This is a genomic window from Streptomyces coryli, assembly GCF_011044975.1.
Classification (GTDB): Bacteria; Actinomycetota; Actinomycetes; order Streptomycetales; family Streptomycetaceae; genus Streptomyces; species Streptomyces coryli.
In genome coordinates this window covers 1-25,907 of record NZ_JAAKZV010000040.1, presented here as the reverse complement: position 1 = coordinate 25,907, position 25,907 = coordinate 1, and the positions used below count along the sequence as shown (strand labels likewise).

Below are 25,907 nucleotides of genomic sequence, written 5' to 3'. Positions count from 1 at the left end.
GCAGGCACACCGAACCGACGGCAGCTGCACCCGACGTCCCTCAAGCGCCCCGCACGGGCACCGCTTTCCGCCGGAGGCACACCGTGAACGAGATCCGCGACGCCATCATGGCCGCCGACACCACCCCCGCCGACTTCGCGGCGCTGACCATCCCGGACCACTACCGGGCGGTGACGGTCCACAAGGACGAGACCGACATGTTCGAGGGCCTGTCCACCAAGGACAAGGACCCCCGCAAGTCGCTCCACGTCGAGGACGTCGCCACCCCGGAACTCGGCCCTGGCGAGGCCCTGGTGGCCGTCATGGCCAGCTCGGTCAACTACAACTCCGTGTGGACGAGCATCTTCGAGCCGCTCTCCACCTTCGGCTTCCTCGAGCGCTACGGCCGCGTCAGCGAGCTCACCAAGCGCCACGACCTGCCGTACCACGTCATCGGCTCCGACCTCGCGGGCGTGGTGCTGCAGACCGGCCCCGGCGTCAACGCCTGGAAGCCCGGCGACGAGGTCGTCGCGCACTGCCTGTCCGTCGAGCTCGAATCGGCCGACGGCCACAACGACACGATGCTCGACCCGGAGCAGCGCATCTGGGGCTTCGAGACCAACTTCGGCGGCCTCGCCGAGATCGCCCTGGTGAAGTCCAACCAGCTGATGCCCAAGCCCGACCACCTCTCCTGGGAGGAGGCCGCGGCCCCGGGCCTGGTCAACTCCACCGCGTACCGGCAGCTGGTGTCCCGTAACGGCGCCGGCATGAAGCAGGGCGACAACGTCCTGATCTGGGGCGCGAGCGGCGGACTCGGCTCGTACGCGACCCAGTTCGCGCTCGCCGGCGGTGCCAACCCGATCTGCGTGGTCTCCAGCCGGCAGAAGGCCGACATCTGCCGCGCCATGGGCGCCGACGCGATCATCGACCGCAACGCCGAGGACTACAAGTTCTGGAAGGACGAGAACACCCAGGACCCGAAGGAGTGGAAGCGCTTCGGCAAGCGCATCCGCGAGCTGACCGGCGGCGAGGACATCGACATCGTCTTCGAGCACCCGGGACGCGAGACCTTCGGCGCCTCCGTGTACGTCACCCGCAAGGGCGGCACCATCACCACCTGCGCCTCGACCTCCGGTTACATGCACCAGTACGACAACCGCTACCTGTGGATGTCCCTGAAGCGCATCATCGGCTCCCACTTCGCCAACTACCGCGAGGCCTGGGAGGCCAACCGCCTCATCGCCAAGGGCAAGATCCACCCGACGCTGTCCCGGACGTACTCGATGGAGGACACCGGCCAGGCCGCGTACGACGTGCACAAGAACCTCCACCAGGGCAAGGTCGGCGTGCTCTGCCTCTCCCCCGAGGAGGGCCTGGGCGTGCGCGACGAGGAGAAGCGCGCCACGCACCTCGACGCCATCAACCGCTTCCGGAACATCTGATGGCACCGGCAGAACGGCCCCCCAAGGACCGGCCCTGGCTGATGCGGACCTACGCGGGGCACTCCACCGCCGAGGCGTCCAACGCCCTCTACCGGCGCAACCTCGCCAAGGGCCAGACCGGCCTGTCGGTCGCCTTCGACCTGCCGACGCAGACCGGTTACGACCCCGACCACATCCTCGCCCGCGGCGAGGTCGGCCGGGTCGGGGTCCCGGTCTCGCACCTGGGCGACATGCGCAAGCTGCTGGACGGCATCCCGCTCGACCAGATGAACACCTCGATGACCATCAACGCCACCGCGATGTGGCTGCTGGCGCTCTATCAGGTGGTCGCCGAGGAGCAGGGCGCGGACATCACCAAGCTGTCCGGGACAACCCAGAACGACATCGTGAAGGAGTACCTGTCGCGGGGGACGTACGTCTTCCCGCCGGGCCCCTCCCTCCGGCTGACGACGGACATGATCGCGTACACCGTCGCGCACATCCCCAAGTGGAACCCGATCAACATCTGCAGCTACCACCTGCAGGAGGCCGGGGCGACTCCCGTCCAGGAGATCGCCTACGCCATGTCCACCGCGATCGCCGTCCTGGACGCCGTCCGGGACAGCGGACAGGTGCCGCAGGACAAGATGGGCGACGTGGTCGCGCGGATCTCCTTCTTCGTCAATGCCGGCGTCCGGTTCGTCGAGGAGATGTGCAAGATGCGGGCCTTCAACCGCATCTGGGACAAGATCACCCGGGAGCGCTACGGGATCGAGAGCGCCAAGCATCGGCGCTTCCGTTACGGCGTCCAGGTCAACTCCCTCGGCCTGACCGAGGCGCAGCCGGAGAACAACGTCCAGCGGATCGTCCTGGAGATGCTGGCCGTCACCCTCTCCAAGGACGCCCGCGCCCGCGCCGTCCAGCTCCCCGCCTGGAACGAGGCCCTGGGCCTCCCCCGGCCCTGGGACCAGCAGTGGTCGCTGCGGATCCAGCAGGTCCTCGCCCAGGAGAGCGACCTGCTGGAGTACGAGGACCTCTTCGAGGGCTCGAAGGTCGTCGAGGCGAAGACCGCCGAGCTGACCGAGGCGGCGCTCGCCGAGATCGAGCACATCCAGGACCTGGGCGGCGCCCTCGCCGCCGTCGAGTCCGGGTACCTCAAGTCGCAGCTGGTCTCCTCGCACGCCGAGCGCCGGGCCCGTATCGAGGCGGGCGAGGAGAAGATCATCGGGGTCAACAGCTACACCGAGTCCGAGCCCAGCCCGCTCACCGCCGACCTCGACACGGCCATCATGACGGTGGACCCGGAGAACGAGGCCCGGGTCGTCGGCGCCATGCACGACTGGCGCCTGCACCGCGACGACGAGCACGCCCAGAAGGCCATCTCCGCCCTCAAGGCGGGCGCCGCGGGCGACGAGAACCTGATGGAGCGCACCCTCGAATGCGCCCGCGCCGGCGTCACCACCGGCGAGTGGGCGTGGGCGCTGCGGGACGTCTTCGGCGAGTTCCGCGCTCCTACGGGCGTCAGCTCCGCCCCGCTCGCCGTGGCGGGCGAGGCGGGCTCCCCGCTGTCCCGTGTCCGGGACAAGGTCGACCGCACCGCCGCCGACCTGGGCGTGGGGAAGCTCCGCCTCCTGGTCGGCAAGCCCGGCCTCGACGGGCACAGCAACGGCGCCGAGCAGATCGCCGTCCGCGCCCGCGACTGCGGCTTCGAGGTGGTCTACCAGGGCATCAGGCTCACGCCCGAGCAGATCGTGAACGCCGCCATCGCCGAGGATGTGCACTGCGTCGGCCTGTCGATCCTCTCCGGCTCGCATGCCGCGCTCGTCCCGGACGTGCTGGAGCGGCTGCACGCCGCGGGCGTCGACGACGTCCCGGTCATCGCCGGCGGCATCATCCCGGCCGCCGACGCCGAGGCGCTCAGGGCCGCCGGAGTGGCCGCCGTCTTCACACCCAAGGACTTCGACCTTACGGAGATCATCGGCCGTATCGTCGATGAGATTCGCACCGCTGGAAAGCTCGACCCCCTGGAGGTCCCCGCATGACCGCCCCCGTCAACCGCCTGCGCCCCCGGCGTTCCTGCCTGGCCGTACCGGGCTCCAACCCGCGCTTCCTGGAGAAGGCGCAGGGGCTCGAGGCCGACCAGGTCTTCCTGGACCTGGAGGACGCCTGCGCGCCGCTGGCGAAGCCGGACGCCCGGCACACCATCGTGAAGTTCCTGAACGAGGGTGACTGGACCGGCAAGACGCGCGTCGTGCGGGTCAACGACTGGACCACCGAGTGGACCTACCGCGACGTGGTGACGGTCGTCGAGGGTGCGGGCCCCAACCTCGACTGCATCATGCTGCCGAAGGTGCAGGACGCCCAGCAGGTGGTGGCGCTCGACCTGCTCCTCACCCAGATCGAGAAGACCATGGGCTTCGAGGTCGGCCGCATCGGCATCGAGGCGCAGATCGAGAACGCCCGCGGCCTGAACAACGTGAACGCCATCGCCGAGGCCTCCCCCCGGCTGGAGACCATCATCTTCGGCCCGGCCGACTTCATGGCCTCCATCAACATGAAGTCCCTGGTCGTCGGCGAGCAGCCGCCGGGCTACGACGCGGACGCGTACCACTACATCCTCATGAAGATCCTGATGGCCGCCCGCGCCAACGACCTCCAGGCGATCGACGGCCCGTACCTGCAGATCAAGAACGTCGACGGCTTCCGCACCGTCGCGGGCCGCGCGGCCGCGCTCGGCTTCGACGGCAAGTGGGTGCTGCACCCGGGCCAGGTGACGGCGGCGAACGAGGTCTTCTCGCCCTCCCAGGAGGACTACGACCACGCCGAGCTGATCCTGGACGCGTACGAGTACTACACGTCAGAGGCGGGCGGCAAGAAGGGCTCGGCGATGCTCGGCGACGAGATGATCGACGAGGCCAGCCGCAAGATGGCGCTGGTCATCTCCGGCAAGGGCCGCGCGGCCGGCATGCACCGTACGACCACCTTCACCCCGCCGGAGGCCTGAGCGAGATGCAGTTCGGACGCACCTATGAGGAGTTCGAGGTCGGCGCGGTCTACAAGCACTGGCCCGGCAAGACGGTCACCGAGTACGACGACCACCTCTTCTGCCTTCTCACCATGAACCACCACCCGCTCCACATGGACTCGAACTACGCGGAGCGGACGACCGACTTCGGCAAGAACGTCGTCGTGGGCAACTACATCTACTCGCTGCTGCTGGGCATGTCCGTCCCGGACGTGTCCGGGAAGGCGATCGCCAACCTGGAGATCGAGTCGCTGAAGCACGTGGCGCCGACCTTCCACGGCGACACCATCTACGGCGAGACGACGGTCCTGGACAAGTGGCCGTCCAAGTCGAAGGACGACCGCGGGATCGTCCACGTCGAGACCAAGGGCTACAAGCAGGACGGCACCCTCGTCTGCGTGTTCAAGCGCAAGGTGATGGTCCCGACGGCCACCTACATCAAGGAGCGCGGCGGCGAGCAGCCCGGCCGCCCGGAACTTCAGGAGCGCTGACCATGGGCCGTCTCGCGCAGACCGAGGGTCTGACCGACATCCAGCAGGAAATCCTGTCCACCGTCCGGGACTTTGTCGACAAAGAGATCCTCCCGGTGGCTACGGAACTGGAGCACAAGGACGAGTACCCGCAGCAGATAGTCGACGGCCTCAAGGAACTCGGCCTCTTCGGCCTGATGATCCCGGAGGAGTACGGCGGCCTCGGTGAGTCCCTTCTCACGTACGCGCTGTGCGTCGAGGAGATCGCCCGCGGCTGGATGAGCGTGTCGGGGATCATCAACACGCACTTCATCGTGGCGTACATGATCAAGCAGCACGGCACCCAGGAGCAGAAGGACTACTTCCTCCCCCGGATGGCCACCGGAGAGGTGCGCGGCGCCTTCTCCATGTCCGAGCCGGCGCTCGGCTCGGACGTGTCGGCCATCACTTCCAAGGGTGTTCGTGACGGAGATCACTACTCCCTCACCGGCCAGAAGATGTGGCTCACCAACGGCGGCTCGTCAACTCTCGTAGCCGTGCTCTGTCGCACGGACGAGGGGCAGCCGGCGGACGCCCCGCCGCACAAGAAGATGACCACCTTCCTGGTGGAGAAGGAGCCCGGCTTCGGGGAGGTCCGACCAGGGCTCACCATCCCCGGGAAGATCGACAAGATGGGCTACAAGGGCGTCGACACCACCGAGTTGATCATGGACGGACTACGCATTCCGGCCAACCGTGTCTTGGGTGGTGAGACGGGCCGAGGTTTTTACCAAATGATGGACGGTGTCGAGGTCGGCCGGGTGAATGTAGCGGCGCGTGGCTGCGGCGTCGCACAGCGTGCATTCGAGCTGGGTATCGACTACGCCCAGCAGCGACACACCTTCGGCAAGCAGATCGCCCAGCACCAGGCGATTCAGTTCCGGCTGGCCGAGATGGCTACCAAGGTCGAGGCCGCCCATGCGATGATGGTGAGAGCAGCACGCAAAAAGGACACCGGGGAACGGAACGACCTCGAAGCAGGCATGGCGAAGTACCTCGCCTCCGAATACTGCAAAGAAGTTGTGGAGGACGCCTTCCGCATCCATGGCGGATACGGCTTCTCCAAGGAGTACGAGATCGAGCGTCTTTACCGGGAGGCGCCCATGCTGCTGATCGGTGAAGGTACCGCCGAGATCCAGAAAATGATCATTGGACGCCGACTACTCGAGGAGTACAAGAGCCAAGGGTGAATGTCTCGTTTGGGGCAGCCCGTCCGGGAACCAGGTGACCCCCAGTCACCGTTTTACGGGTGTGGACTACCCACGCGCGCTTGCCGAGTTGCCGGTGTCAACCGATAACATCCCGGGAAGCCGCCGTCCCCCTTGTCTACGCGGCATCCTCCGCTACGAAGGTCATTCATGCCCCACAGCAACCCCTCAGCACCGCGCAGCCAGGCACCTCGGAAGGTGAGCCTGGCGCGCGGCGCTTCGCCGTGGCTCCTGCCGACCTTGGCCACCGCAGCCGTCAGCCTCGCCCGCTCCCGCCGCTCGGGTAAGTGGGCGGCCGCAGCCGTGCCCTCCACCGCTCTCGCGGCGGGCATGCTGTGGTTCTTCCGCGACCCGGAGCGAGAGATCGCCACCGGCCGCGTGATCTCCCCGGCTGACGGCGTGGTGCAGAGCATCATGCCGTGGAAGGACGGGCGCACCCGCGTCGCGATCTTCATGAGCCCCCTCAATGTCCACGTCAACCGCGCCCCACTCGCGGGCTCGGTGGCCTCCGTCGAGCACATCCCCGGCGGCTACGTACCGGCGTTCAACAAGGAGTCCGAGAACAACGAGCGCGTCGTGTGGCACTTCGACACGGAGATCGGCGATGTGGAGATGATCCAGATCGCCGGCGCCGTGGCGCGCCGCATCGTGCCGTACGTGGACGCCGGGGCGAAGGTCGAGCAGGGCGAGCGGATCGGACTCATCCGGTTCGGCTCGCGTGTCGACGTCTACCTCCCGGAGGGCGTCGAGCCGGCCGTCGAGGTCGGCCAGGCCACTACCGCGGGGGTGACACGCCTTGACCGTGACTGATCCCAGTACCTCAGCCGACGCGCAGTGGGTCCCCGAGCCCGCCGCGGACGACGATGACGACATGCCGCTGTCGACGCGGCTGTCCATCGCGGACACCCTGACCCTCGCGAACGCCACCTGCGGCTTCCTGGCGGTCTACTTCACGACGACCGGCGTCCTGATGCCGCACATCACCGGCGAGGGCGACGGCGGCATGGCCAGGCACAGCGCCGCTACCGCTGTGATGCTCATGCTGCTGGCCTCGGTCTTCGACCTCTTCGACGGCCTGGTCGCGCGCAAGCTGCGCTCCTCGGCCATGGGCGCGGAGCTGGACAACCTCTCCGACCTGATCAGCTTCGGCCTGGCGCCGGCGTACTTCGTGCTGGTCTACGGCATGGTCACCGAGGGCGCGCACGAGCGGATCTCCGCGGTCGCCGCGGTGGTCGTCCTGCTGGCGGTGGTGCTCCGGCTTGCGCGGTTCTCGTGCACGGAGGTCCCCGGCGGGGGCTTCCAGGGGCTGCCGTCGCCCTTCGGGGCGCTGACGGTCATCTCCGTGGTGCTGCTCGAGCTGCCGTTCATCCCGACGCTGCTGGCGATCGTGGGCGTGGCGTGGCTGATGGTGAGCCGCGTCGAGTACCCGAAGCCGCGCGGCCGGCTGGCGCTCGCCACCCTCATCTGGGCGGCGATCAGCATGGGCTGCCTGGCGTCCTGGGCGCTCGACGCGCCCGGCGCACAGCTGCTGCTGCAGACCGGCTGCTCGCTGCAGATCGTGATGGCCGCGGTCATCCCGCTCTTCGCGACGGCGCGGCGGGTGAACGCCTTCCGCGACAATCGCCGCGAAGCGCGGGCTGCTGCCCAGGGCTGACACCCGTATCTGAAGCTCTACGGCCCCGGGCCCACGTCTTGGACGTGGGCCCGGGGCCGTTTGCGCGGGGTTCTAAGAGGCCGCTCTTAGAACCCGCGCCTAGCGTCCGCCGGCATGCCATGGAACCTGACGAAGCGCCGCGCGGCGCTGCTCACAGCGGGGGCCTGCGTGGCGGGCGCGCTGGTGCCGACCGTCGCGACCGGGTCGCCCGAGGAGGACCAGGACGGGATACGCGTCCGGGTCACCGGCGGCACGGCGACCGTGGACCCCGGCACGCTCGCCGTCACCGCCCGCACCCGCTCCGGGCAGGACCTCACCCTCTCCGGGGCCTCCGCGACCGGCCTCGGCACCCCCACCGACCCCGAGACCGTCCCGGGTGGCGCGCGCTGGCGCTATCCCGACCGCGGCCTCACCGTCACCGCCGCCGCCCGCCACGGCCGCCTGGAGATGTCCGTACGGGCCGCGAAGGACGGCACGCTCGACTGGCCGCGCACCGGCGCCGGGGCGGATGCCCTGCAGCTCCCCAAGGGCAGCGGCCTGTCCGTACCGGCCGGAGACACGTGGTGGAACACCGAGTCCGATCTGGTCAAGGCCGAGCCGATGGACATGACCGCCGGACTCACCCTCCCCCTCTGGGGCTATACGTCGGGCAAGGCCGGCGTCAGCTACCTCGTCCCGGACCCGATCGGCACCACCCTCGACGTCGGCTCGTCCGGCGGCCGGCTGCGTACGGCGGCGAGCCACGAGTTCTCCAAGGCCGCGGACACGCGTACGTACACCGTCACCTTCAAGCTCACCGACGCCTCGCCGGTCGCGGCCGCCGCCGACTACCGGTCCTGGATGCGCGAGCACGGCGACCTGACCTCGTTGCGCGAGAAGATCGCGGCCAACCCGGACACCGAGCGGCTGCTGGGCGCCTTCCACGCGTACGGCTGGGGGCAGGCCCGTACCGCGAACGGCGTCGCCAAGCTGCGCAAGCTCGGCATCGACCGGATGTGGCTCGGCTACGACGCCGACGACACCCCGATGACGAAGGCGGCCGTGCGCGCGGCTCAGCGGGCGGGCTATCTGGTCGGGCCGTACGACTCGTACGCCAATGCCCAGGCCCCGGAGAGCGCCGACGCGCCCACGTCCGTCTGGCCGGATCCGGTCTACCAGGACGCCTGCGTGCGCCGCGCCGACGGCAGCGTCAAGCCGGGCTTCGGCGGCCGTGGCTGCTACCTCAGCTCGCAGGCCTTCACCGGCGCCAAGGGGCAGCGGCTGCTCGACGAGCACACCGCGAAGTTCACCGGCAACGGGGCGCGCAGCTACTTCCTCGACGTGGACGCCGCGGGTGAGCTCTTCGCCGACCACAGCGCGACCCATCCCATGAACCAGCGCCAGGACCGGGCCAATCGGCTCGAGCGCATGCACCGCCTCGGCTCCCCCGGCCGCCGCCTGGTCCTCGGCTCGGAGTCCGCGGGCGCGTGGGCTTCCGGCCCGCTCGCGTACAGTCACGGCAACGCGACCCCGGTGGCCGACGGGCTGTGGGCGCTGCAGAACGACAAGAAGGCGTGGGGCGGTTACGCGCCGCACAACGCGCCCGCGTTCTTCTTCAAGCCGGTCGAGCTCCCGGCAGAGCTCGCCAAGGAGATGTACGACCCGCGCTACCGCGTCCCGCTCTACGAGACCGCCCTGCACGACGTCCTGGTCGGCGCCGAGCGGTGGGAGCTGTCGTACGAGAAGCTGCCCGCGCAGAAGACCGACCGGGCGCTGCTGGCGATGCTCTACAACATCCCGCTCAACTTTGTGCTGGACGGCCCGGCCATCGACCAGCACGGCAAGGAGCTCGCCGCGCTGCAGCGGTACTTCGCGCCGCTGCATAAGGCGGTGGGCACCGAGCCGATGACGGCGTTCGACCGGCTTACGGAAGACCGGACGGTGCAGCGCACCACCTTCGGCGACGGCAAGCTCACCGTCACCGCGAACTTCGGCGACCAGCGGCGGGCCGGAGTCGACGGCGGGTGCGTGCGGGCGGAACTCCGCGGGGACGAGGCGGCGCGGACCCTCTGCCCCGGAGAGCTCGGCCAGTCCGTCAGCCGAGGATGAAGGTGCCGCCGGCGGCGGTCGCGAGCTCGGGCCCCAGGGCGGCGGCCGGCGTATAGGCGCCGGGCTTGCCCTCGCCCCTGGCGAGGCGGGCGGCGGTCTCGGCGGCGGCGGACACGGTGAAGTCCATGGCCTCGCCGGCGCGCAGCCAGCCCTCGCGGCGGGTGCCGTCGGACCACTGCGCGACCGCGTGGCCCCAGGAGTGCTGCCGGGGCCTGGGGGCGGGCTTCACCGAGATCCGGGCCATCCCGCGGACGGCCAGGCGGCGCAGGGCCGGTACGGACAGCAGCTTGCCGAGGAGCGACAGAGCCGCCGCCACGGCGGGGGCGGCCGGGACCAGGACCGAGGTGGCGGTGACGTTCGGGGCGCCGCTGACCCGCTGGGCGGCGAACAGCTCGCCCGACGGGCCGCCCGCGCTCCGCGCCGTCTCCCCGTCGGGGAGGGCGAGCCGCTGCGGCTCGGCGCCGAGCCGCGCCTTGGCCAGGCGGCCGTTCGCGTACCGGCGCCCGCCCGTGGCCAGCACGTCGACGACGGAGGCGGCGAGGGCGGCGCCCATGACGCCGCCCTCGGAGGCGACCGACGGCAGCGCGTCGATACGTACCCGGTCCGGGGCGGGGAGGCCCTCGCAGAGCTTCGCCACCACGGCCTCGGTGGCCAGGACGCCGAAGCCGGCGCCGGTGACCAGGGTGCTGCCCGCCGCGGCCGCCTCGTCGTGCAGGTCGAGCAGCCGGGGAGTCGCGTACAGGTCGTTGGCGAAGTCGAGGTAGTGGCCGCCTGGCATGCAGGCGCGGGCGATCCGCGCGGCCGTGTCGGCGTAATCACCGATGGTGTTGACGACCACGGCCGGTCGCTGCCGGGTGATCTCGGCGGCGATGCGGTCCGCCCCGTCGGCGGCGACGACCTTCGTACCGGAGCCGAGGCCGAGGTCCGCCGCGGTCTTGCGCAGGCGTTCCGCGTCGCGTCCGACCAGGACGGGGGCCAGGCCCCGCACTGCCAGGTCCGCGGCGACGCCGCGGCCGATACGGCCCGTCGCGCCCAGGATCCATACCTCTGCCGGCTGCGTATTCATGTCGGTCCTCCTCGTCGGGGCCATGGCGCGATGGGATCCCGGCACGGAGGAGCGGCTGAAGAAGGCCGCGCTGGAGCTCTTCGGCGAGCACGGATACGAGCAGGTGACCGTGACCCAGATCGCGGAGCGCGCGGGGATCACCAGGCGGTCGTTCTTCCGCTACTACCCCGACAAGCGCGAGGTGCTCTTCGCCGGCTCGGAGCAGCTGCCGCCCGCGGCGGCCGAGGCCGTCCTCGCCGCCGATCCGGACGCCCCTGCGCTGACCGCGGTTCTCGACGCGCTCGCTCCGATCGGCACCCGGCTCGTCGAGGACCTCGACCACATCGCCGAGCGCCGCGCCGTGATCGACGCCAGCCCGGAGCTCCAGGAGCGCGAGCGCACCAAGACCGCCGCGGTCGGGGCCGCGATCCGCGATGCGCTGGGGCAGCGCGGGGTGCCGGACGACCGCGCGAAGCTGGTGGCGCAGCTCGCCACGGTCGTCTTCCAGAACGCCTTCGAGCGCTGGATCGAGGCCCGCGGGGAACAGGACTTCGCCGCCTGCCTCGACGCGATCGCCGCCTCGGTCCGGGAATCGGTCGCCGGGATGGGAGAATCGCCCGGTGACTGACTTGATCATCGCGGCGTGCGACGGCGCGTCGAAAGGTAACCCTGGACGTGCCGCCTGGGGCTGGGCCATCGCGGGCGCCGATGGCGGCGTCGAGCGCTGGGAGGCCGGGCCGCTCGGCACCGCGACGAACAACATCGCCGAGCTGACCGCCCTGTTGCGGCTGCTGGAGTCGACGGATGCGGCGGTGCCGCTGCAGGTCCGGATGGACTCCACGTATGCGATGCAGGCGGTGCGGGACTGGCTGCCCGGGTGGCGGCGGCGGGGCTGGAAGACCGCGGCCGGAAAGCCGGTGGCCAACAAGGAGTTGATCGTCGCGATCGACGAGCGGCTGAGCGGGCGCGAGGTCGAGCTCGTCTACGTGGCCGCGCATCAGGTGGACGGCGACCCGTACAACGCCGCCGCGGATGCCGCGGCGAGCTATGCGGCGCGGACGCAGGAGGCGATCGGCTCCGCCTACGGGTCGGCGTTGCCGGAGCCGGACGCGCCGACGAAGAAGGCGTCGGTCCCCAAGGCGCGCGCGAACGCCGCCTCCGGCGCCAAGCGGCGCACCGGCGGCGGCACGGTGAAGGCAAAGTTCCCCGGCCGCTGCCGGTGCGGGAAGTCGTACGACCGCGGCGAGACCATCATGAAGAACCCGGAGGGGTGGGGTCACGAGGCCTGCGCCGCGGCGGTCCACTAGCCCTCCGGCGTGTACCCCTCAACCGCCGGTGCGGTGAAGGCCTTCTCCGCCACTGCCATGCCGCCCTTTGCCTTGTCGTCCGGGCGCAGCACGTAGCTCTCCTTTGTCGACGGGGCCGCCGGGTCGGAGAAGTCGTGGGTGATGCCGAAGCCCTCCTCGTAGGACTTCATCGACAGCAGCGCCTTGCGGACGCCTTCGCGGGTGAGGTTCTTGTCCTTGCAGGCTCCCTCCAGGGCCTTGGCGAAGACGTCGGCCGCGGCCCAGCCGGCGATGATGCCGTTGTCGAGCAGGTCGCCCTTGTACTCGGCCGAGTAGGTCTTGGCGAGTTCCGCCGGGCCCGAGCCCTTGTCGCCGATCGGCAGCGTGGAGGCGAGGAAGTAGAAGTTCTTCAGCAACGCGGGGGCGGCCTGGGTCTTCAGCAGCTGCGGGGCGAAGGTCGGGTTGTTGCCGACCACCGGGACCGGGAGGTTCGCCGCTGCCGCAACGCCCGTCAGGGATGCCGACTGGGCCGGGCCCGCGCTGATCAGGATGGCCTTCACCTTGGCCTTCTTCAGCGCGGTGACCTGGGCCGTCATGTCCTGGTCGGTGGGCTTGATCTTCTGTTCCACGACCTCGAGGCCGGCCTCGTCGGCCGCGTACTTCGAACCGGCGAGGGCGTTCTCGCCGAAGTCGCCCTCGAAGTAGACGTGGCCGATCTTGTCGCCGGACTTGACCTTCTTCGACTTCACCAGCCAGTCGACGGCATTGATCATCTCGTAGTCGTAGGTGGCGCCGATCTGCCGGATGGACTCGCTGCCGAGCAGGTTCGCCGACCAGGCCTGCGGGATGACCAGGCCCTTGTCCGTACCGTCGATGCGCTTCTTCTGCGCCGCGACGAACGGCGAGCCGATGAACTGCGGGAAGCCCAGCACCTTCGGCTCCAGCTCGGTGTACGCCGAGACCGCCTTGCGCGGGTCGTACCCGTGGTCGCGGATCGTCAGCTGGACCTTGCGGCCGCAGATGCCGCCATCGTCGTTGAGCTGCTTCATGTACAGCTGCTGGGCCTGGGTGACGCTCTTGCCGAGGGTGGCGTAGACCCCGGTCATGTCGGTGAGCACGCCGAGCGGGATGGTGGTGGCGGTGACGCCGTCGCCGGTCTTGAGCGCGCCCGCGCCCTTGCCACCGCCGGTGTCGCCGTCGTCGTCCTTCGCCTTGCTGCTGCAGCCTGCCGCGGTGAGGGCGAGGATCGCTGCCACCGCCACCACTGCTGATCTACGCGGGTGCGCTTTCATCGGTCGGCTCCTTCTTCCTGAGGGTGAGGGCGCGTGGGGTGGCTGCCGAGCCCAGCCGGACCAGACCGCCGGGCAGGAACAGCACCACCGCCACGACGGCGGCGCCGTAGAGGTACGAGGACGCTTCGCCGGGGGCGATGCCGCCGGTGCCGGAGGCGGAGACGAGCGGCAGCGATTCGCTGTAGCGGTCGAAGAGTTGCGGCAGCAGCGATACGAAGACGGCGCCGAGCACCGCGCCCGCGACCGAGCCGAGGCCGCCGATCACGATCATGGCGAGGTACTCGAGGGAGAGCGCGAAGCCGAAGTATTCGGGAGTCGTCCGCTGCACGATCAGGGCCAGCAACACGCCCGCCAGGCCCGCGTACATCGACGACAGGACGAAGACCCAGGCCCGCAGCCGCGCCACCGGCACGCCCATCACGCCGGCGGCGACCCGGTGGTCGCGGATGGCGTTCATGGCCCGGCCCGGGCGGCCGCGCAGCACGCCGCGGGCGAAGAGGGCGCAGGCCGCGAGGAGCAGCAGGCCCGCGTACCAGAGCTTCTCCATCGACTCGAACGGGACGGCGAGGACGACCGTCTCGGTGTCGTCGAAGCTGAGGCCGAAGATGTTCAGCGCGGGCACGTCGCGGCCGTTGTAACCGCCGGTGAGGTCGGAGGCGTTGAAGAGCACATGCTGGCCGATGAAGATCAGGGCCAGGGTGGCGATGCCCAGATACGCGCCGCTGAGCCGCCCGGCGATCGGGCTGAGCAGGCCCCCGGCGGCGCCCGCGACCAGCACCGCGCCGATGGCGGCGAGCGCGGTGGGGACGATGTCGGCCAGGGCGCAGTAGCCGTAGGCGCCGACGGCGAGGAAGAAGGCGTGGCCGAGGGAGAGCTGGCCGGTGGCGCCGGTGAGGAGGTTAAGGCCGATGGCGCCGATCGACGCCGCCATCGCGAAGAGGCCGGCCTGCAGCCAGAAGCGGTCGACGTAGAAGGGGAGGGCGAGGAGGACCAGGGCGCCGGCGGCGATGAGTCCGATCCGGATGCGGCTAGACACGGGTCAGCTCCCTCGTCCCGAACAGCCCGGCCGGGCGCGCCAGCAGGATCAGCAGCATGACCAGGTACGGGGCCACCTCGCCGAGGCCGCGGCCCAGGAAGGACAGTTCGTCCTGGTAGCCGGTGACCATCGCCTCCGTGACGCCGACGATGAGGCCGCCCGCCAGCGCGCCCGTCGTCGAGTCGAGGCCGCCGATGATGGCGGCCGGGAAGGCTTTCAGCGCTACGAGGGAGGTGTTGCGTTCCAGGCCCGGCGTGGGGAAGACGGTGAGGAAGAGCGCGGCTATCGCCGCCAGCGCCCCCGCCACCGCCCACGCCGACAGCGACACCCGCCCGAGTCGTACGCCCATCAGCGCCGCCGCCTCCCGGTCCTCGGCGGCGGCGCGCATGGCCACGCCCCAGGACGTGTAGCGGAAGGCGAGCAGGAAGACGGCGATGACGAGGGCGGCGGTGAGCAGCGCGGCGATCCGGGTCTCCGGTATGGCCAGCGGGCCGATCTGCACGATCTTGTCGCCCCAGGGGTCGCCGAGCGGGAGCACGTCGGTGCCGATCCGCCGGGTCAGATCGGTGAGCAGCACGATATCGACGCCGATGGTGACGATCGCGAGGACGCTGTGGTCGCGGCCCCGGTAGCGCCGTATGACCAGGAACTCCACCAGCGACCCGACCACCGCCGCGCCCGCGATGCCGACGATGAGCGCCGCCCAGAAGCCGATGTCGTCGGTGAGCAGCGCGGTCACATAGCCGCCGGCGAACAGCAGCGACGCGTGCGCGAAGTTCACGACCTCGGTGGCGCGGAAGATGACGACGAAGCCGAGGGCGATGAGGGCGTAGACGGCGCCCAGCGAAATGCCGCTGATCAGCAACTCGAAGAAGGTGGTCATGAGGTCACACCTTCTTCTGCGTCCTCGGAGTTGTTGGTGTCGCCCAGATACGCGCGGACGACCTCAGGGTCGCGCTGCACCTCGGCGGGCGGCCCGCTCGCGATGCGGCGGCCGAAGTCGAGCACGGTCACCTCGTCGGCGAGGCGCATGACCACCCCCATGTCGTGTTCCACCAGGACGACGGAGATCCCGAGGCCCTCCCGTACTCCCGCGATGACTGCGGCGGTGCGGCGCCGCTCGTCCGAGGTCATTCCAGCGACCGGCTCGTCGAGCAGCAGCAGCCGCGGCTCCATGCACAGCGCCCGGCCGAGCTCGACGAGCTTCTGCAGCCCGTACGGGAGCGCGGCTGCGGGGTGGTCCAGATAGCGCTCCAGACCGGTGAACTCGGCGATCTCCTGCACCCGTTCGCGGTGCCGCTCCGCCTCCCGGGCCGCGGACGGCAGCCGCAGGCCCGCGGCCAGGAAGCCCGCCTTGGTGAGGCGGTGGCGGCCGAGCATGAGGGAGTCGGCGACGGTGGCGTACGGGGGCAGGGCGATGTTCTGGAAGGTACGGGCCACGCCGAGGGCCGCGATGCGGTGCGGGGGCAGGCCGGTGAGCTCGTCGGGGCCGAAGTGGACGTGCCCCGCGGAGGCGCGGTAGACCCCGGACAGGACGTTGAAGCAGGTGGATTTCCCGGCGCCGTTGGGGCCGATGACGGCGTGCAGGCTGCCGGGGGCGACGGTGAAGGACACCGCGTCGAGGGCGGTGAGGCCGGCGAAGCGGACGGTGAGGTCGCGGACTTCGAGGCTCGGGGTCTGCCCGGGGGCGTCCGCGGTCTTCTCGGGGGCATCCTCGGTCACGGCTGCCACCTCCGCAGCACCGGGGCCGCGTCCGCGATCCGTTCGGCGTCCGCGGCCGCGTCCTCATCGACGACGCCCAGGTAGCGTCTGCGGACCTCGTCCGAGGCGGCGAGTTCGGCGGCCGGTCCGGAGAGGGCGACCCGGCCGGTCTCCAGGACGTACGCCTCGGAGGCGACCCGCAGCGCGATGGCCGCGTTCTGCTCGACCAGCAGCACCGAGGTGCCCTGCCGGTTGATCTCGCGGATCCGCTCGGCGATCCGCTCGGCGGCGAGCGGGGCCAGGCCGAGGGTGGGCTCGTCGAGCAGCAGCAGCTTGGGCTGCGCCATCAGGCCGCGGGCCAGGGCGAGCATCTGCTGCTCGCCGCCGGAGAGCAGCCCGGCGGGCTGCGCGGCCCGCTCCAGCAGGACCGGGAAGAGGTCGTGCACCCGCTCCAGCGATACGGACCGGGAGCCGCGCGGGGCGCCGAGCGCACCCGCCCGCAGATTGTCGGCGACGGTCATGCGGGCGAACACGCGCCGCCCCTCGGGCACTTGAACCACTCCGGCCGCGACGACCTCCGGCGCGGCGAGCCGGTCCAGGCGGGTCTCCCCGAAGCTGATCTCGCCCCCGGCGACCGCTCCACCGTGGAAGCCGAGCGTCCGTGAGATGGCCCGCAACAGCGTCGTCTTTCCTGCGCCGTTGCCCCCGAGCACAGCCACCACGGCGCCGTCGCCGACGGTGAGTGTCACCTCCCGCAGCGCCCGCACAGGTCCGTATCCAGCGGTCAGCGCGCCTACTTGCAAGGCGGCGTGCGGCATCGGCGCTCCTTGTTACTGAGAAGTTTCACCGGGAGTGCGGATACCACAACACCGGGCGGCGCCGCGCGTCCACGGCTGGCGCCGGAATCGCTGCCCGTGAACACCCGTGAAACCGGACGATTGTGCATGCGCACAATGCCTGCCATCTTGACGGCGTGGCCGTTTTGAGAGCGCGCACGGAACGGGAGTGGGAGGTGCTGCTCAGCGCCTCGGACGAGCTGGCGAGCCGGGTTCCTGAACTCACCGACCGCCTACTGGAGGAGCTGATCGCGCACTCGCCGCAATACGACCTCGCGGTGCCGCGGGACGAGCACTGGCGGCAGATCGACGCGGCGCTGCGCTACGGCATCGAGGCGATCGTGACCTCCCGCGAGGGGACGCGGCGGGACCTCGAGTACGCGGCGGAGCTGGGGCGTTGCCGCGCCGAGCAAGGGCTGCCGCTGGAGCTGCTGCTCTACGCGTACCGGCATGCCGGTTATCTGGTCTGGGAGACGCTGCTGGACATCGTCACGGCGAAGGACCCAGAGGCGCTGCCGCTGCTCGGGCACACGGCGACGGTGATCTGGGCGGGCACCGACCGGCAGACCGCGACGGTGACGGACGCCTACCGGGCGACGGAGCGCGAGCTGCGCCGCCGCACGGACGAGCGGGTGCAGGCGCTGCTGGACGCGCTGCTGGCGGGCGGCGCGGAGCCGGAGCTGGCGCAGCGCGCGGCGGCGGCGCTGGATCTGCCGGTGCGGGGGCGGTACGCGGTGGTGGTGTTGCGGGGCGCCGAGCACGGGGTGTTCGGGGAGCCGGGCGGGATGCGGTTCCTGTGGCGGATCCGGCCGGACTCGGAGGTGGGCCTGGTCGCGCTGGGCGAGGCGGCGGGCACGGCGGAGCTGGCGGCCGCGGTGGCGGCGCGCTCGGCGGGACCGGGCGGGATCAGCCCGGTCGTCGGCGGTCTTACGGAGCTGGGCCGGGCGCGGCGGTGGGCGGAGCTGGCGCTGCGGACGGTGCCGGCGGGCTCGACGGAAGTGGTCCGCCTGGACCGGCGGTTGCCGGCCGCCTTCGTGGTGAGCCAGCCGGAGCTGGCGCGGCTGCTGGTGGCCGACGTCTTCGGCGAGCTGATGGCGCTGGAGGCGACGGACCGGGCGGTGCTGCTGGAGACCCTGGACGCGTGGCTGGAGTGCAGCGGCTCCGCGGGGCGGGCGGCCACGCGCCTGTACTGCCACCGCAATACAGTCTTCAACCGGCTGCGCCGGGTGGAGCAGCTGACATCGCGCTCGCTGTCCCGGCCACGCGATCTGACGGAGATCACGCTGGCGCTGGACGCGTACCGGCTCACCGGCGAGGATGCTGTTGAGTAACGGCACTTGATCGTCGCGGCTGACCACCGCGCGATGAGGGGGTCTGACCATGCACGTACAGGGGGAACTGCGTTGCCTGAAGAGAAGATAGCCACCGGCGGGCAATGGCGCCGGGACTTCGCCGATCCGCGGCTGCGGGCCGGCCTGATCGCGACCGTGGCGCTGGCGCTCTGCCTGGGCTGGGTCACCCGGCCCGGCGGCGAGCACCGGACGGAGCAGCCGTCGCAGCCATCGAAGACATCCGCCACGGCAACGCCGTAAAGCCGTCCGCGAGGGCCCCAGCGTAGGGGCCCTCACGGCCGGGTCAGCTCAGATAATCCCGGCCCAGCTGCTCAGCGGCCTGTTCGAGCAGCGGACCGGCCTGGGACATCGACTTCGCCGGGTCCGGCTCCAGCGCGGCGAGGGCGTAGGCGCGCTCGATGCCCGCGCCGTGCAGCGCGGACTCGTCGATCGCGAGGCGGCCGCAGACCGCCACCACCGGCTTGCCGGCTTTACGGGCCGCCGCGGCGACGCCCGCCGGGGCCTTGCCGTGCAGGGTCTGGAAGTCGAGCGAGCCCTCGCCCGTGATCACCAGGTCGGCGCGGTCCAGGGCCGGGGCGAAGCCGAGGACGTCCAGCATCACCTCGATGCCGGGGCGGAAGCGGGCCCCGAGGCCCACCAGCGCGCCGTAGCCGATGCCGCCCGCGGCGCCGGCGCCGGGCTGGAGCGCCAGCTCGGTCGCCTTGGGGCCGATCGCCTCGGCCAGCACCTCGGCGAAGTGGGCGAGCGCCGCGTCCAGCGTCGCCACGTCCTCCTCGGAGGCGCCCTTCTGCGGCCCGTAGACCGCGGGCGCGCCCTTCGGCCCGGTCAGGGGATTGTCGACGTCGCTCGCGAGGACGAGATCCACGTCCGCGAAGCGCGGGTCCAGGCCCGACAGATCCGCCGACGCCAGATCGCGCAGCGGACCGCCGCCCGGCGCCACCGGCTCGCCGTCCGCGTCCAGGAAGCGGGCGCCCAGCGCCGCCAGCATCCCGGCGCCGCCGTCCGTGGTCGCGCTGCCGCCGACGCCGAAGACGATGGTGCGCGCACCCGCGTCCAGCGCCGCGCGCAGCAGCTCGCCGCTGCCGTACGTGGTGGCGGTCAGCGGCGCGAAGACGCCGTCCGGGAGATGCGCCAGGCCCGAGGCCTCGGCCATCTCCACCACCGCCGTGTCGCCGCGCAGCGCGTACGCCGCCGTGACCGGCGCGCCGACCGGCCCGGTCACCTCGAGTTCGCGGCGCTCGAAGCCGCCGGCCACCGCCGCGGCCACCGTGCCGTCACCGCCGTCCGCGACGGGCAGCGCCTCCACGGACACCCCGGGCGCCGCCTTGCGCAGCCCGGCCGTGACCCGCTCCGCGACCTGTACGGCCGTGAGGGATCCCTTGAACTTGTCCGCGGCGATCAGCACGCGGTTCACTGCTCCGTCCGCCACCTTGCATTTCCTTACTGTCGAACGTGCAGTCGCGCCGGAGCCGACACTATCCGGCACCACGTTCGGCGCGCCAGAGGCGACATCACGGACATAGCGCACCATAGTGGGGCGACATGAGTACCGTCGAGACCGCTGCGCCCCCGACGGAGGAGCCACCCGAGCCGCCTCGATCGCAGCCACAGCCGCCGGACTGGCCCGTTTTCGTCATCGGCGCCCTCGTCGTGCTGGCCGTCGTGGCCTGGGGCGCTTTCGGCAAGGACTCCCTCGACAGCTCGTCGAGCACGGCCCTCGCCTGGGTGCTGAAGAACTTCGGCTGGCTGTTCGTCGTCGCCGCCGACCTCTTCCTCGTCCTGTGCGTGGTGATCGCGCTCAGCCGCTACGGGCGGCTGCGGCTCGGCAAGGACGGCGAGGAGCCGGAGTTCAACAATCTGGCGTGGATCGCGATGATGTTCAGCGCCGGGATGGGCATCGGCCTGATGTTCTTCGGCGTCGGCGAGCCGCTGCAGCATTACGTGGACCCGCCGCCGTCCTCCGGCGCCCAGCCGCAGACCGACGCCGCCGCGCGGGCCGCGATGGAGTACTCGTTCTTCCACTGGACCCTGCACCCGTGGGCGATCTACGGCATCACCGCCCTGGCCCTCGCCTACGCCGCGTACCGCAAGGGCCGCGGCAACCGCATCAGCGCCGTCCTGGTCCCGCTGATCGGCGAGCGGCGCGCCGACGGCTGGCCCGGCCGCTGCGTCGACCTGCTCGCCGTCTTCGCCACCGTCTTCGGCACCGCGACCAGCCTCGGCCTCGGCGCCCTGCAGATCGCGGAAGGCCTCAACCTCACCGCCGGGGTGAAGGCCTCCACCGCCCTGAGCCTGATCATCATCGCGTCGCTCTCCGCGGCCTTCGTCGTCTCGGCCATGAGCGGTCTCAACAAGGGCGTGAAGTGGCTGAGCACCATCAACATCGCGCTGGCCGCGCTGCTGATGGCGTTCGTCTTCATCTTCGGCCCGACCGTGTACATCCTCGACAGCATCCCGGCGTCCGTCGGCAGCTACATGGACCACCTGCTGCAGATGTCCACCCGCACCGGGGCCTTCACCGACGCCTCCTGGCTCGGCACGTGGACGATCTTCTACTGGGCGTGGTGGCTGTCCTGGGCCCCGTTCGTGGGCACCTTCCTCGCGCGGATCTCGCGCGGCCGCACGATCCGGGAGTTCCTGCTCGGGGTGCTGCTGGTGCCGTCGAGCGCGACGATCGTGTGGTTCTGCACCATGGGCGGCAGCGCGATCCGGCTGGACCAGAAGGGCACCGCCGACATGGCGACGGCCGCCAAGGACGGCGCCGAGGCCTCGCTCTTCGCGCTGCTGAAGGCGCTGCCGCTGGGGGTCGTCACCTCCTGGATCGCGATCGTGCTGGTGATGACGTACTTCGTCACCAGCGCCGACTCGGCGTCGCTGGTGATGGGCTCGCTGACGTCGCGCGGCGCGCTGCACCCGCAGACCTGGGTGAGCGTGGCCTGGGGCGTGCTGATGGCCGCGGTGGCGGCGGTGCTGCTGGTCGCCGGCGGGCTGAACTCGCTGCAGACGGCGACGATCCTGGTGGCGCTGCCCTTCGTGGTCGTGATGCTGGTCGTCGTCTGGGCCTTGCTCAAGGAGTTGCGCGACGACCCGGGCGCGGGACCGCCCCGGCACCACGCGATGCACGGCCTCAAGGACGCCGTACGCGCGATGGTGGGCGAGGCGATCGACGAACAGCAGGGCGGCGGCCGCGGGCCGCAGCGGCACTATCGCCTGCGACGGGCCGCGGCGGCGATCAGGGGGCGGGACGAGGAGGGCTGAGGCCGCCGGGGTGCCTGGAGTTTGCGCGGAGCCGTAAGCTTCCCCCTCCGGAAGCGAGGGGGGCGCGGGTGGGGATCAAGGACGCTGCGGGTGCGGGGGCGCGAGCGGGCAAGGGCGCGGATGCGGGGCCGGAAGACGCGCGAGGGCCCGAGGATGCCCGGCCCACAGCCGCTCCCGCACCCGTCGACGCCAAGCCCGCCGGCACCGGCGCGGACCGCGGGCGAAGACACCGCGTCCTGATCGGAACGACGCTCGCCCTCATAGCCATGGCCACCGGATTCCTGCTGGCCCTCGGCCTGCCCGACTCCGACGAGCCGCGCCCCCGCCCGCGCGGCCCCGAGTGGTCGATGACGCTGCCGGTACGGGGCGACGCACTGTGCTCCGCGGACGGGAACTCCGTCTACTGCAACGGCGCCGGCTACGACGCCATCCGGATCTGGACGCCGACGGGCCAGGTGCGGTGGAAGCTCCCCTCCGCGGCGTCCGGCAAGGCCCCCGCACCGCGGGTCGCCCCGCTGGGAGTCCGTAAGGACATGGTCTTCGCCGTCCGCTCCCGCGGCCCCGGCGCGGCCCCGGGAGCGAACGTGGCGGCTCTCGACCGGCGCACCGGCAAGCAGGTCTGGAAGCAGGAGCTCGCGGACGAAGCCACAGGCGCGCGGACCGCGAAGCCCGGCTTCGACACGCTCTACGCCCAGACGGAGCAGTACCCCGCCATGGGCGGCTTCGACCTGAAGACCGGACGGTACCTGTGGAGCACCGACTACCCCGCGGACCCTGGGCAGGAGTGCACCCCGGTCTCGAGCATCTACAAACCGTCGTTCCTGTGCCCGCCGGCACCGGGTGATACGTCCGACACCCTCCGCCTCATCGGCGTCGACCCGCAGAGCAACCAGCCCTACCCGCTCGCCACGCTGCCCCGCAGCACCGAATTCCTCGGTTCCCGCGGGGCCAAGCTGTACTTCGCCGCATACCGGCCCGAGGACATCGGGAAGCCGGTCAAGCGCTACCACCGGGTGGACATCGTCAACCCGCTGCCCCCGGGCGACATGCCGGAGAATCTGCAGCCTGCCCGCAGCCACCCGTTCCCCGAGACCGCCGCCCGGCAGCCCAGCTTTCACGACTACAGCGGCACCATCGCTTTTCCGGGCCCGGACGGCAGCGTCACGGCGGTCCGGGCGGCCGGCGGCACGAGGCTCTGGACCTTCCGACCCCCGTCGGACATGGACGCCGGATCGTGGGGCCGGCGGACGCCCGCGGTCGTGATGACGATGCTCGGGACGTACATCCTGACCCCGGACGCCGAGCTCTTCGCCGTGGATCCGGCGAACGGCACGCCGCTCTCCCGCCGGAAGCTCGCCCTGCCCGACCCGCGTGCGGTGGCCGGCGCCCAGCCGCAGCTGATGGACGCGGGCCCGGGCCTGGTCGGCCGGTTCGGCAACCAGCTCGTCTCCGTGGAACACCGGATCGAGGAGCGCGGCATGTGACCGCCGCCTGCGGTCAGGACCCCGCTGCCTCCTGCTCCAGCGCCAGCAGCAGCTGCTTGCGCTCGAGGCCGCCGCCGTAGCCGGTCATGCTGCCGTTGGCGCCGACGACGCGGTGGCAGGGGACGATGACGCCGATCGGGTTCTTGCCGTTGGCGAGGCCGACGGCGCGGGAGGCGGCCGGGTTGCCGATGCGTTCGGCGAGCTCGCCGTAGCTGATGGTCTCGCCGTACGGGATCGCCTGGAGCTCCTTCCAGACGCGCTGCTGGAAGGCGGTGCCGGTCATCTTCAGCGGCAGGTCGAAGTCGGTCCGCTCACCCGCGAAGTACGCCGTGAGCTGGGCGATCGCCGCCGCGAACGGGGCCTCGGAGGCGTCGGCCCGCTCGCCGAAGGTCTCCTCCCCCGGCCGGTGCCGCTGCTCGGTCATGTAGAGGCCGGTCAGCTCGCCGTCCTCGGCCACGAGGGTGAGCGGGCCGCACGGGCTGTCGGTGACGGTGTGGGTGCGCATGTCTGAGGTCACTCCGTAGGCATGAGGTTGATGGGGTGGTCGTCGGTGGCCCACAGGTACTGGACCGCGTAGGCCCGCCAGGGCTGCCACGCCTCGGCGTGCCGGGTGAGGGCGGCGGGCGATGAGGGCAGGCCGAGGGCTTCGGCCGCCTTGCGTACGCCCAGGTCGGTGGCGGTGAAGGCGTCCGGGTCGCCGAGCCCGCGCATCGCGATGACCTCGATGGTCCAGGGCCCGATGCCGGGCAGCGCCGCGAGCTGCTCGCGGGCCTTGGTCCAGTCGCTGCCACCGCCGAGGTCGAGCTCGCCGTCGGCGAGGGCGGCGATGAGGGTGGTCAGGGTCGTACGCCGGGACTTCGGCATCGCGAGCGCCTCGGGGTCGAGGGCGGCGAGCTCGTGGACATCGGGGAAGAGGTGGGTGAGGCCGCCGCCGAAGGGGTCCTCGACGGGGGTGCCGTGTGCTTTGACCAGTCTGGCGGCGTGGGTGCGGGCGGCGGCCGTGGAGACCTGCTGCCCGAGCACGGCCCGTACCGCGAACTCCTCCCCGTCCACGGTCCGCGGCACCCGCCGGCCCGGCGCTTTCGCCACCAGTTCGGCCATCTGCGGGTCGGTGGAGAGCTGTTCGTCGATCGCCTCGGGGTCGGCGTCCAGGTCGAGCATGCGGCGGCAGCGGGTGATCGCGATGGCCAGGTCGCGCTGGTCGGTCAGCGCGAGCCGGCACTCGATGTGGTCCGGGTGCGGGGTGAGCGCGGCGGTGCCGTGCCCGTACGGGAGGGCGAGGGTGCGCCGGTACGACCCGTCGCGCCACTCCTCGACGCCGGGGACGGCGGTGGCGACCAGGTGGCCGAAGAGGTTGTCGGGGGTGAGCGGCTTGCGGAAGGGCAGGCGGAGGGAGATCACGCCGGGGGCGGCGGCGGGCTGCTTACGGGTCGCGGCCCGGCGGCGCAGCTCGGACGGGGCGAGGGCGAAGACCTCCTGGACGGTGTCGTTGAAGGTACGGATCGAGGAGAAGCCCGCCGCGAAGGCGACGTCCGACATGGGGAGGTCGCTGGTCTCGATGAGGATGCGGGCGGTCTGGGCGCGCTGGGCGCGGGCGAGGGCGAGGGGGCCGGCGCCGAGCTCGGCGTTCAGCTGCCGCTCGATCTGGCGGGTGCTGTAGCCGAGCTGGCCGGCGAGGCCCGGCACGCCATCGCGGTCGACGACGCCGTCGGCGATCAGGCGCATGGCGCGGGCGGTGAGGTCGGCGCGGACGTTCCACTCCGGAGAGCCCGGGCTGGTGTCCGGACGGCAGCGCTTGCAGGCCCGGAAGCCGGCCAGCTGGGCGGCGGCCGCGCTCGGGTAGAACCGCATGTTCTCGGGCTTCGGCGGCACCACCGGGCAGCTGGGCCGGCAGTAGATGCCGGTGGTGAGGACGGCGGTGAAGAACCATCCGTCGAACCGGGCGTCCTTGGACTGGACGGCGCGGACGCAGCGCTCGGTGTCGGTGTGCATGAACCCCAGCCTTGCTGAGGCTGGGGCCTAAAGCTAGCGAGAATCCGACATGACGGTGGGTGGGGGCGGGTGGCGCGCCGGCTAGTGCCCGGTGCCGGTTGCGTCGGCGGGTGCGGTGCCGTCCGGACCCACCCGTCCCGCCATGCGGGACGCCTGCCCCCGGACGGCGAGTCCGGGAGCCAGCGCCGCCGTCACCGTAAGCGATGCCGCCGCCATGATCGTCATCGCCGTCCCCGGCGACGTCCACTCGGCGATGGCCCCCGCCAGGGCCGCGGCGACGGCCTGCATCGTCAGCATGCCCGACGAGTGGAGGCCGAAGGCGTGCCCGCTCAGTTCGTCAGGGGTGAGGGACATCAGGCGTTCCTGCTGCATCAGGCTGGCGCAGAAGCCGACCGAGGCGATCGCGGCCAGTGCCGCGGCGAGGAAGAGGGGTGGGTGCAGGGCGAAGATCAGGTACGGGGCGGCGAGCAGGATCAGCATCCGCACCCCGAGCCGCGCCCTGCGGCCTTGCGGTACGAAGCGGCCGCCGATGATGTCGCCGGTCAGCATGCCCGCGGCCGCGGCGGCGAAGAGGACGCCCGCGTGCCGGGGCTCGTACGAGACGAACAGGGATTCGCAGCCGACGATCAGGCCGTTGGGGAGCCAGAGCGCCAGGTAGACGTACCGGCGCGGGCGGGAGGACCACAGGAGGCGGTTGGTGGCCCAGGTCGCGGCGATGGAGGGGCGGCCGGTGGCGCGGGG

At 71.4% G+C, this 25,907-nt stretch carries 24 protein-coding genes; 14 read left to right on the top strand and 10 right to left on the bottom strand.

From position 1 onward, the window contains the following. Positions 1–107 precede the first annotated feature (107 nt). From ccrA to G5C51_RS12240, 8 genes are all read left to right on the top strand, one after another. Positions 108–1,421 (top strand): crotonyl-CoA carboxylase/reductase, encoded by a 1,314-nt coding sequence (gene ccrA, locus G5C51_RS12275; protein ID WP_165236422.1) that lies wholly within the window; start codon positions 108–110, stop codon positions 1,419–1,421. After that, positions 1,421–3,442, top strand: coding sequence for a protein meaA (locus tag G5C51_RS12270; RefSeq protein ID WP_165236387.1), 2,022 nt, complete (start codon positions 1,421–1,423; stop codon positions 3,440–3,442). Before ccrA ends, G5C51_RS12270 begins: the two co-directional genes overlap by 1 nt. Further along, on the top strand, positions 3,439–4,404 hold the full coding sequence (locus G5C51_RS12265) for an HpcH/HpaI aldolase/citrate lyase family protein (RefSeq protein ID WP_165236385.1): 966 nt from the start codon (positions 3,439–3,441) through the stop codon (positions 4,402–4,404). The genes G5C51_RS12270 and G5C51_RS12265 overlap by 4 nt, the downstream gene beginning before the upstream one ends. 5 nt (positions 4,405–4,409) lie before the next feature. Then, positions 4,410–4,916, top strand: a complete 507-nt coding sequence (locus tag G5C51_RS12260) for a MaoC family dehydratase (RefSeq protein ID WP_165236383.1) — start codon at positions 4,410–4,412, stop codon at positions 4,914–4,916. A gap of 2 nt (positions 4,917–4,918) precedes the next feature. Then, positions 4,919–6,124: an acyl-CoA dehydrogenase family protein gene (locus G5C51_RS12255; protein ID WP_165236381.1), complete on the top strand. Its 1,206-nt coding sequence runs from the start codon at positions 4,919–4,921 to the stop codon at positions 6,122–6,124. 168 nt (positions 6,125–6,292) lie between these two features. After that, positions 6,293–6,952: a phosphatidylserine decarboxylase gene (locus tag G5C51_RS12250; RefSeq protein WP_165236379.1), complete on the top strand. Its 660-nt coding sequence runs from the start codon at positions 6,293–6,295 to the stop codon at positions 6,950–6,952. Then, positions 6,939–7,796, top strand: a complete 858-nt coding sequence (gene pssA, locus G5C51_RS12245) for a CDP-diacylglycerol--serine O-phosphatidyltransferase (protein ID WP_165236377.1) — start codon at positions 6,939–6,941, stop codon at positions 7,794–7,796. Before G5C51_RS12250 ends, pssA begins: the two co-directional genes overlap by 14 nt. Before the next feature lie 114 nt (positions 7,797–7,910). After that, entirely contained in the window at positions 7,911–9,884 is a 1,974-nt protein-coding gene (locus G5C51_RS12240) for a glycoside hydrolase (RefSeq protein ID WP_165236375.1), read from the top strand. Here the strand turns inward: G5C51_RS12240 and G5C51_RS12235 are convergent. Further along, positions 9,871–10,950: a saccharopine dehydrogenase NADP-binding domain-containing protein gene (locus G5C51_RS12235; protein ID WP_240929586.1), complete on the bottom strand. Its 1,080-nt coding sequence runs from the start codon at positions 10,948–10,950 to the stop codon at positions 9,871–9,873. The two genes, G5C51_RS12240 and G5C51_RS12235, sit on opposite strands and share 14 nt — an antisense overlap. Before the next feature lie 22 nt (positions 10,951–10,972). On the opposite strand from G5C51_RS12235, the gene G5C51_RS12230 reads away from it, so the two are divergent. Together G5C51_RS12230 and G5C51_RS12225 are read left to right on the top strand one after the other, a co-directional pair. Next, positions 10,973–11,557, top strand: coding sequence for a TetR/AcrR family transcriptional regulator (locus tag G5C51_RS12230; protein WP_165236371.1), 585 nt, complete (start codon positions 10,973–10,975; stop codon positions 11,555–11,557). Beyond that, complete coding sequence (locus tag G5C51_RS12225; protein ID WP_165236369.1) at positions 11,550–12,236, top strand: RNase H family protein; 687 nt, start codon at positions 11,550–11,552, stop codon at positions 12,234–12,236. Before G5C51_RS12230 ends, G5C51_RS12225 begins: the two co-directional genes overlap by 8 nt. Here the strand turns inward: G5C51_RS12225 and G5C51_RS12220 are convergent. The 5 genes from G5C51_RS12220 to G5C51_RS12200 are packed head-to-tail and all read right to left on the bottom strand — an operon-like array spanning position 12,233 to position 17,062. Beyond that, positions 12,233–13,507: an ABC transporter substrate-binding protein gene (locus tag G5C51_RS12220; protein ID WP_165236367.1), complete on the bottom strand. Its 1,275-nt coding sequence runs from the start codon at positions 13,505–13,507 to the stop codon at positions 12,233–12,235. The two genes, G5C51_RS12225 and G5C51_RS12220, sit on opposite strands and share 4 nt — an antisense overlap. After that, positions 13,488–14,543, bottom strand: a complete 1,056-nt coding sequence (locus tag G5C51_RS12215; protein ID WP_165236365.1) for an ABC transporter permease subunit — start codon at positions 14,541–14,543, stop codon at positions 13,488–13,490. Before G5C51_RS12215 ends, G5C51_RS12220 begins: the two co-directional genes overlap by 20 nt. Then, the gene (locus G5C51_RS12210) at positions 14,536–15,426 is read right to left on the bottom strand and encodes a branched-chain amino acid ABC transporter permease (RefSeq protein WP_165236363.1); all 891 of its coding nucleotides are present in this window, start codon (positions 15,424–15,426) and stop codon (positions 14,536–14,538) included. The genes G5C51_RS12215 and G5C51_RS12210 overlap by 8 nt, the downstream gene beginning before the upstream one ends. Further along, positions 15,423–16,265, bottom strand: coding sequence for an ATP-binding cassette domain-containing protein (locus tag G5C51_RS12205; protein WP_165236361.1), 843 nt, complete (start codon positions 16,263–16,265; stop codon positions 15,423–15,425). The genes G5C51_RS12210 and G5C51_RS12205 overlap by 4 nt, the downstream gene beginning before the upstream one ends. Next, a complete protein-coding gene (locus tag G5C51_RS12200) occupies positions 16,262–17,062 on the bottom strand; it encodes an ABC transporter ATP-binding protein (protein ID WP_165236359.1) in 801 nt (266 codons plus the stop codon). The genes G5C51_RS12205 and G5C51_RS12200 overlap by 4 nt, the downstream gene beginning before the upstream one ends. 155 nt (positions 17,063–17,217) lie before the next feature. Between G5C51_RS12200 and G5C51_RS12195 the strand changes: the two genes are divergently transcribed. Both G5C51_RS12195 and G5C51_RS12190 read left to right on the top strand, forming a co-directional pair. After that, positions 17,218–18,411 (top strand): RsbRD N-terminal domain-containing protein, encoded by a 1,194-nt coding sequence (locus G5C51_RS12195; RefSeq protein ID WP_165236357.1) that lies wholly within the window; start codon positions 17,218–17,220, stop codon positions 18,409–18,411. A 72-nt stretch (positions 18,412–18,483) separates the two neighbouring features. After that, entirely contained in the window at positions 18,484–18,672 is a 189-nt protein-coding gene (locus tag G5C51_RS12190; RefSeq protein ID WP_165236355.1) for a hypothetical protein, read from the top strand. Between the two features lie 43 nt (positions 18,673–18,715). Here the strand turns inward: G5C51_RS12190 and G5C51_RS12185 are convergent, their stop codons facing one another. Continuing rightward, entirely contained in the window at positions 18,716–19,861 is a 1,146-nt protein-coding gene (locus G5C51_RS12185) for a glycerate kinase (protein WP_338118108.1), read from the bottom strand. Positions 19,862–19,974: 113 nt separating this feature from the next. On the opposite strand from G5C51_RS12185, the gene G5C51_RS12180 reads away from it, so the two are divergent. After that, positions 19,975–21,690 (top strand): BCCT family transporter, encoded by a 1,716-nt coding sequence (locus G5C51_RS12180; protein ID WP_165236351.1) that lies wholly within the window; start codon positions 19,975–19,977, stop codon positions 21,688–21,690. A gap of 68 nt (positions 21,691–21,758) precedes the next feature. Continuing rightward, positions 21,759–23,174, top strand: coding sequence for an outer membrane protein assembly factor BamB family protein (locus tag G5C51_RS12175; protein ID WP_165236349.1), 1,416 nt, complete (start codon positions 21,759–21,761; stop codon positions 23,172–23,174). 13 nt (positions 23,175–23,187) lie between these two features. On the opposite strand, the gene G5C51_RS12170 is transcribed toward G5C51_RS12175, so the two are convergent. The 3 genes from G5C51_RS12170 to G5C51_RS12160 form a co-directional block, all read right to left on the bottom strand. Further along, positions 23,188–23,679 (bottom strand): methylated-DNA--[protein]-cysteine S-methyltransferase, encoded by a 492-nt coding sequence (locus G5C51_RS12170; RefSeq protein ID WP_165236347.1) that lies wholly within the window; start codon positions 23,677–23,679, stop codon positions 23,188–23,190. A gap of 8 nt (positions 23,680–23,687) precedes the next feature. Then, positions 23,688–25,166 carry a DNA-3-methyladenine glycosylase 2 family protein gene (locus tag G5C51_RS12165; protein ID WP_165236345.1) on the bottom strand — a complete coding sequence of 493 codons (1,479 nt, stop codon included), beginning with the start codon at positions 25,164–25,166 and terminating at the stop codon, positions 23,688–23,690. 81 nt (positions 25,167–25,247) lie between these two features. After that, the coding region (locus tag G5C51_RS12160) for an MFS transporter (RefSeq protein ID WP_476715131.1) at positions 25,248–25,907 on the bottom strand (660 nt) is incomplete at its 5' end.

Excerpts from the sequence above, each read along its gene's own strand:
- ccrA (WP_165236422.1), top strand. The coding sequence starts at position 108 with ATGGCCGCCGACACCACCCCCGCCGACTTCGCGGCGCTGACCATCCCG.
- G5C51_RS12270 (WP_165236387.1), top strand. The coding sequence starts at position 1,421 with ATGGCACCGGCAGAACGGCCCCCCAAGGACCGGCCCTGGCTGATGCGG.
- G5C51_RS12265 (WP_165236385.1), top strand. The coding sequence starts at position 3,439 with ATGACCGCCCCCGTCAACCGCCTGCGCCCCCGGCGTTCCTGCCTGGCC.
- G5C51_RS12260 (WP_165236383.1), top strand. The coding sequence starts at position 4,410 with ATGCAGTTCGGACGCACCTATGAGGAGTTCGAGGTCGGCGCGGTCTAC.
- G5C51_RS12255 (WP_165236381.1), top strand. The coding sequence starts at position 4,919 with ATGGGCCGTCTCGCGCAGACCGAGGGTCTGACCGACATCCAGCAGGAA.
- G5C51_RS12250 (WP_165236379.1), top strand. The coding sequence starts at position 6,293 with ATGCCCCACAGCAACCCCTCAGCACCGCGCAGCCAGGCACCTCGGAAG.
- G5C51_RS12240 (WP_165236375.1), top strand. The coding sequence starts at position 7,911 with ATGCCATGGAACCTGACGAAGCGCCGCGCGGCGCTGCTCACAGCGGGG.
- G5C51_RS12235 (WP_240929586.1), bottom strand. The coding sequence starts at position 10,950 with ATGAATACGCAGCCGGCAGAGGTATGGATCCTGGGCGCGACGGGCCGT.
- G5C51_RS12230 (WP_165236371.1), top strand. The coding sequence starts at position 10,973 with ATGGCGCGATGGGATCCCGGCACGGAGGAGCGGCTGAAGAAGGCCGCG.
- G5C51_RS12220 (WP_165236367.1), bottom strand. The coding sequence starts at position 13,507 with ATGAAAGCGCACCCGCGTAGATCAGCAGTGGTGGCGGTGGCAGCGATC.
- G5C51_RS12210 (WP_165236363.1), bottom strand. The coding sequence starts at position 15,426 with ATGACCACCTTCTTCGAGTTGCTGATCAGCGGCATTTCGCTGGGCGCC.
- G5C51_RS12200 (WP_165236359.1), bottom strand. The coding sequence starts at position 17,062 with ATGCCGCACGCCGCCTTGCAAGTAGGCGCGCTGACCGCTGGATACGGA.
- G5C51_RS12180 (WP_165236351.1), top strand. The coding sequence starts at position 19,975 with ATGAGTACCGTCGAGACCGCTGCGCCCCCGACGGAGGAGCCACCCGAG.
- G5C51_RS12170 (WP_165236347.1), bottom strand. The coding sequence starts at position 23,679 with ATGCGCACCCACACCGTCACCGACAGCCCGTGCGGCCCGCTCACCCTC.
- G5C51_RS12165 (WP_165236345.1), bottom strand. The coding sequence starts at position 25,166 with ATGCACACCGACACCGAGCGCTGCGTCCGCGCCGTCCAGTCCAAGGAC.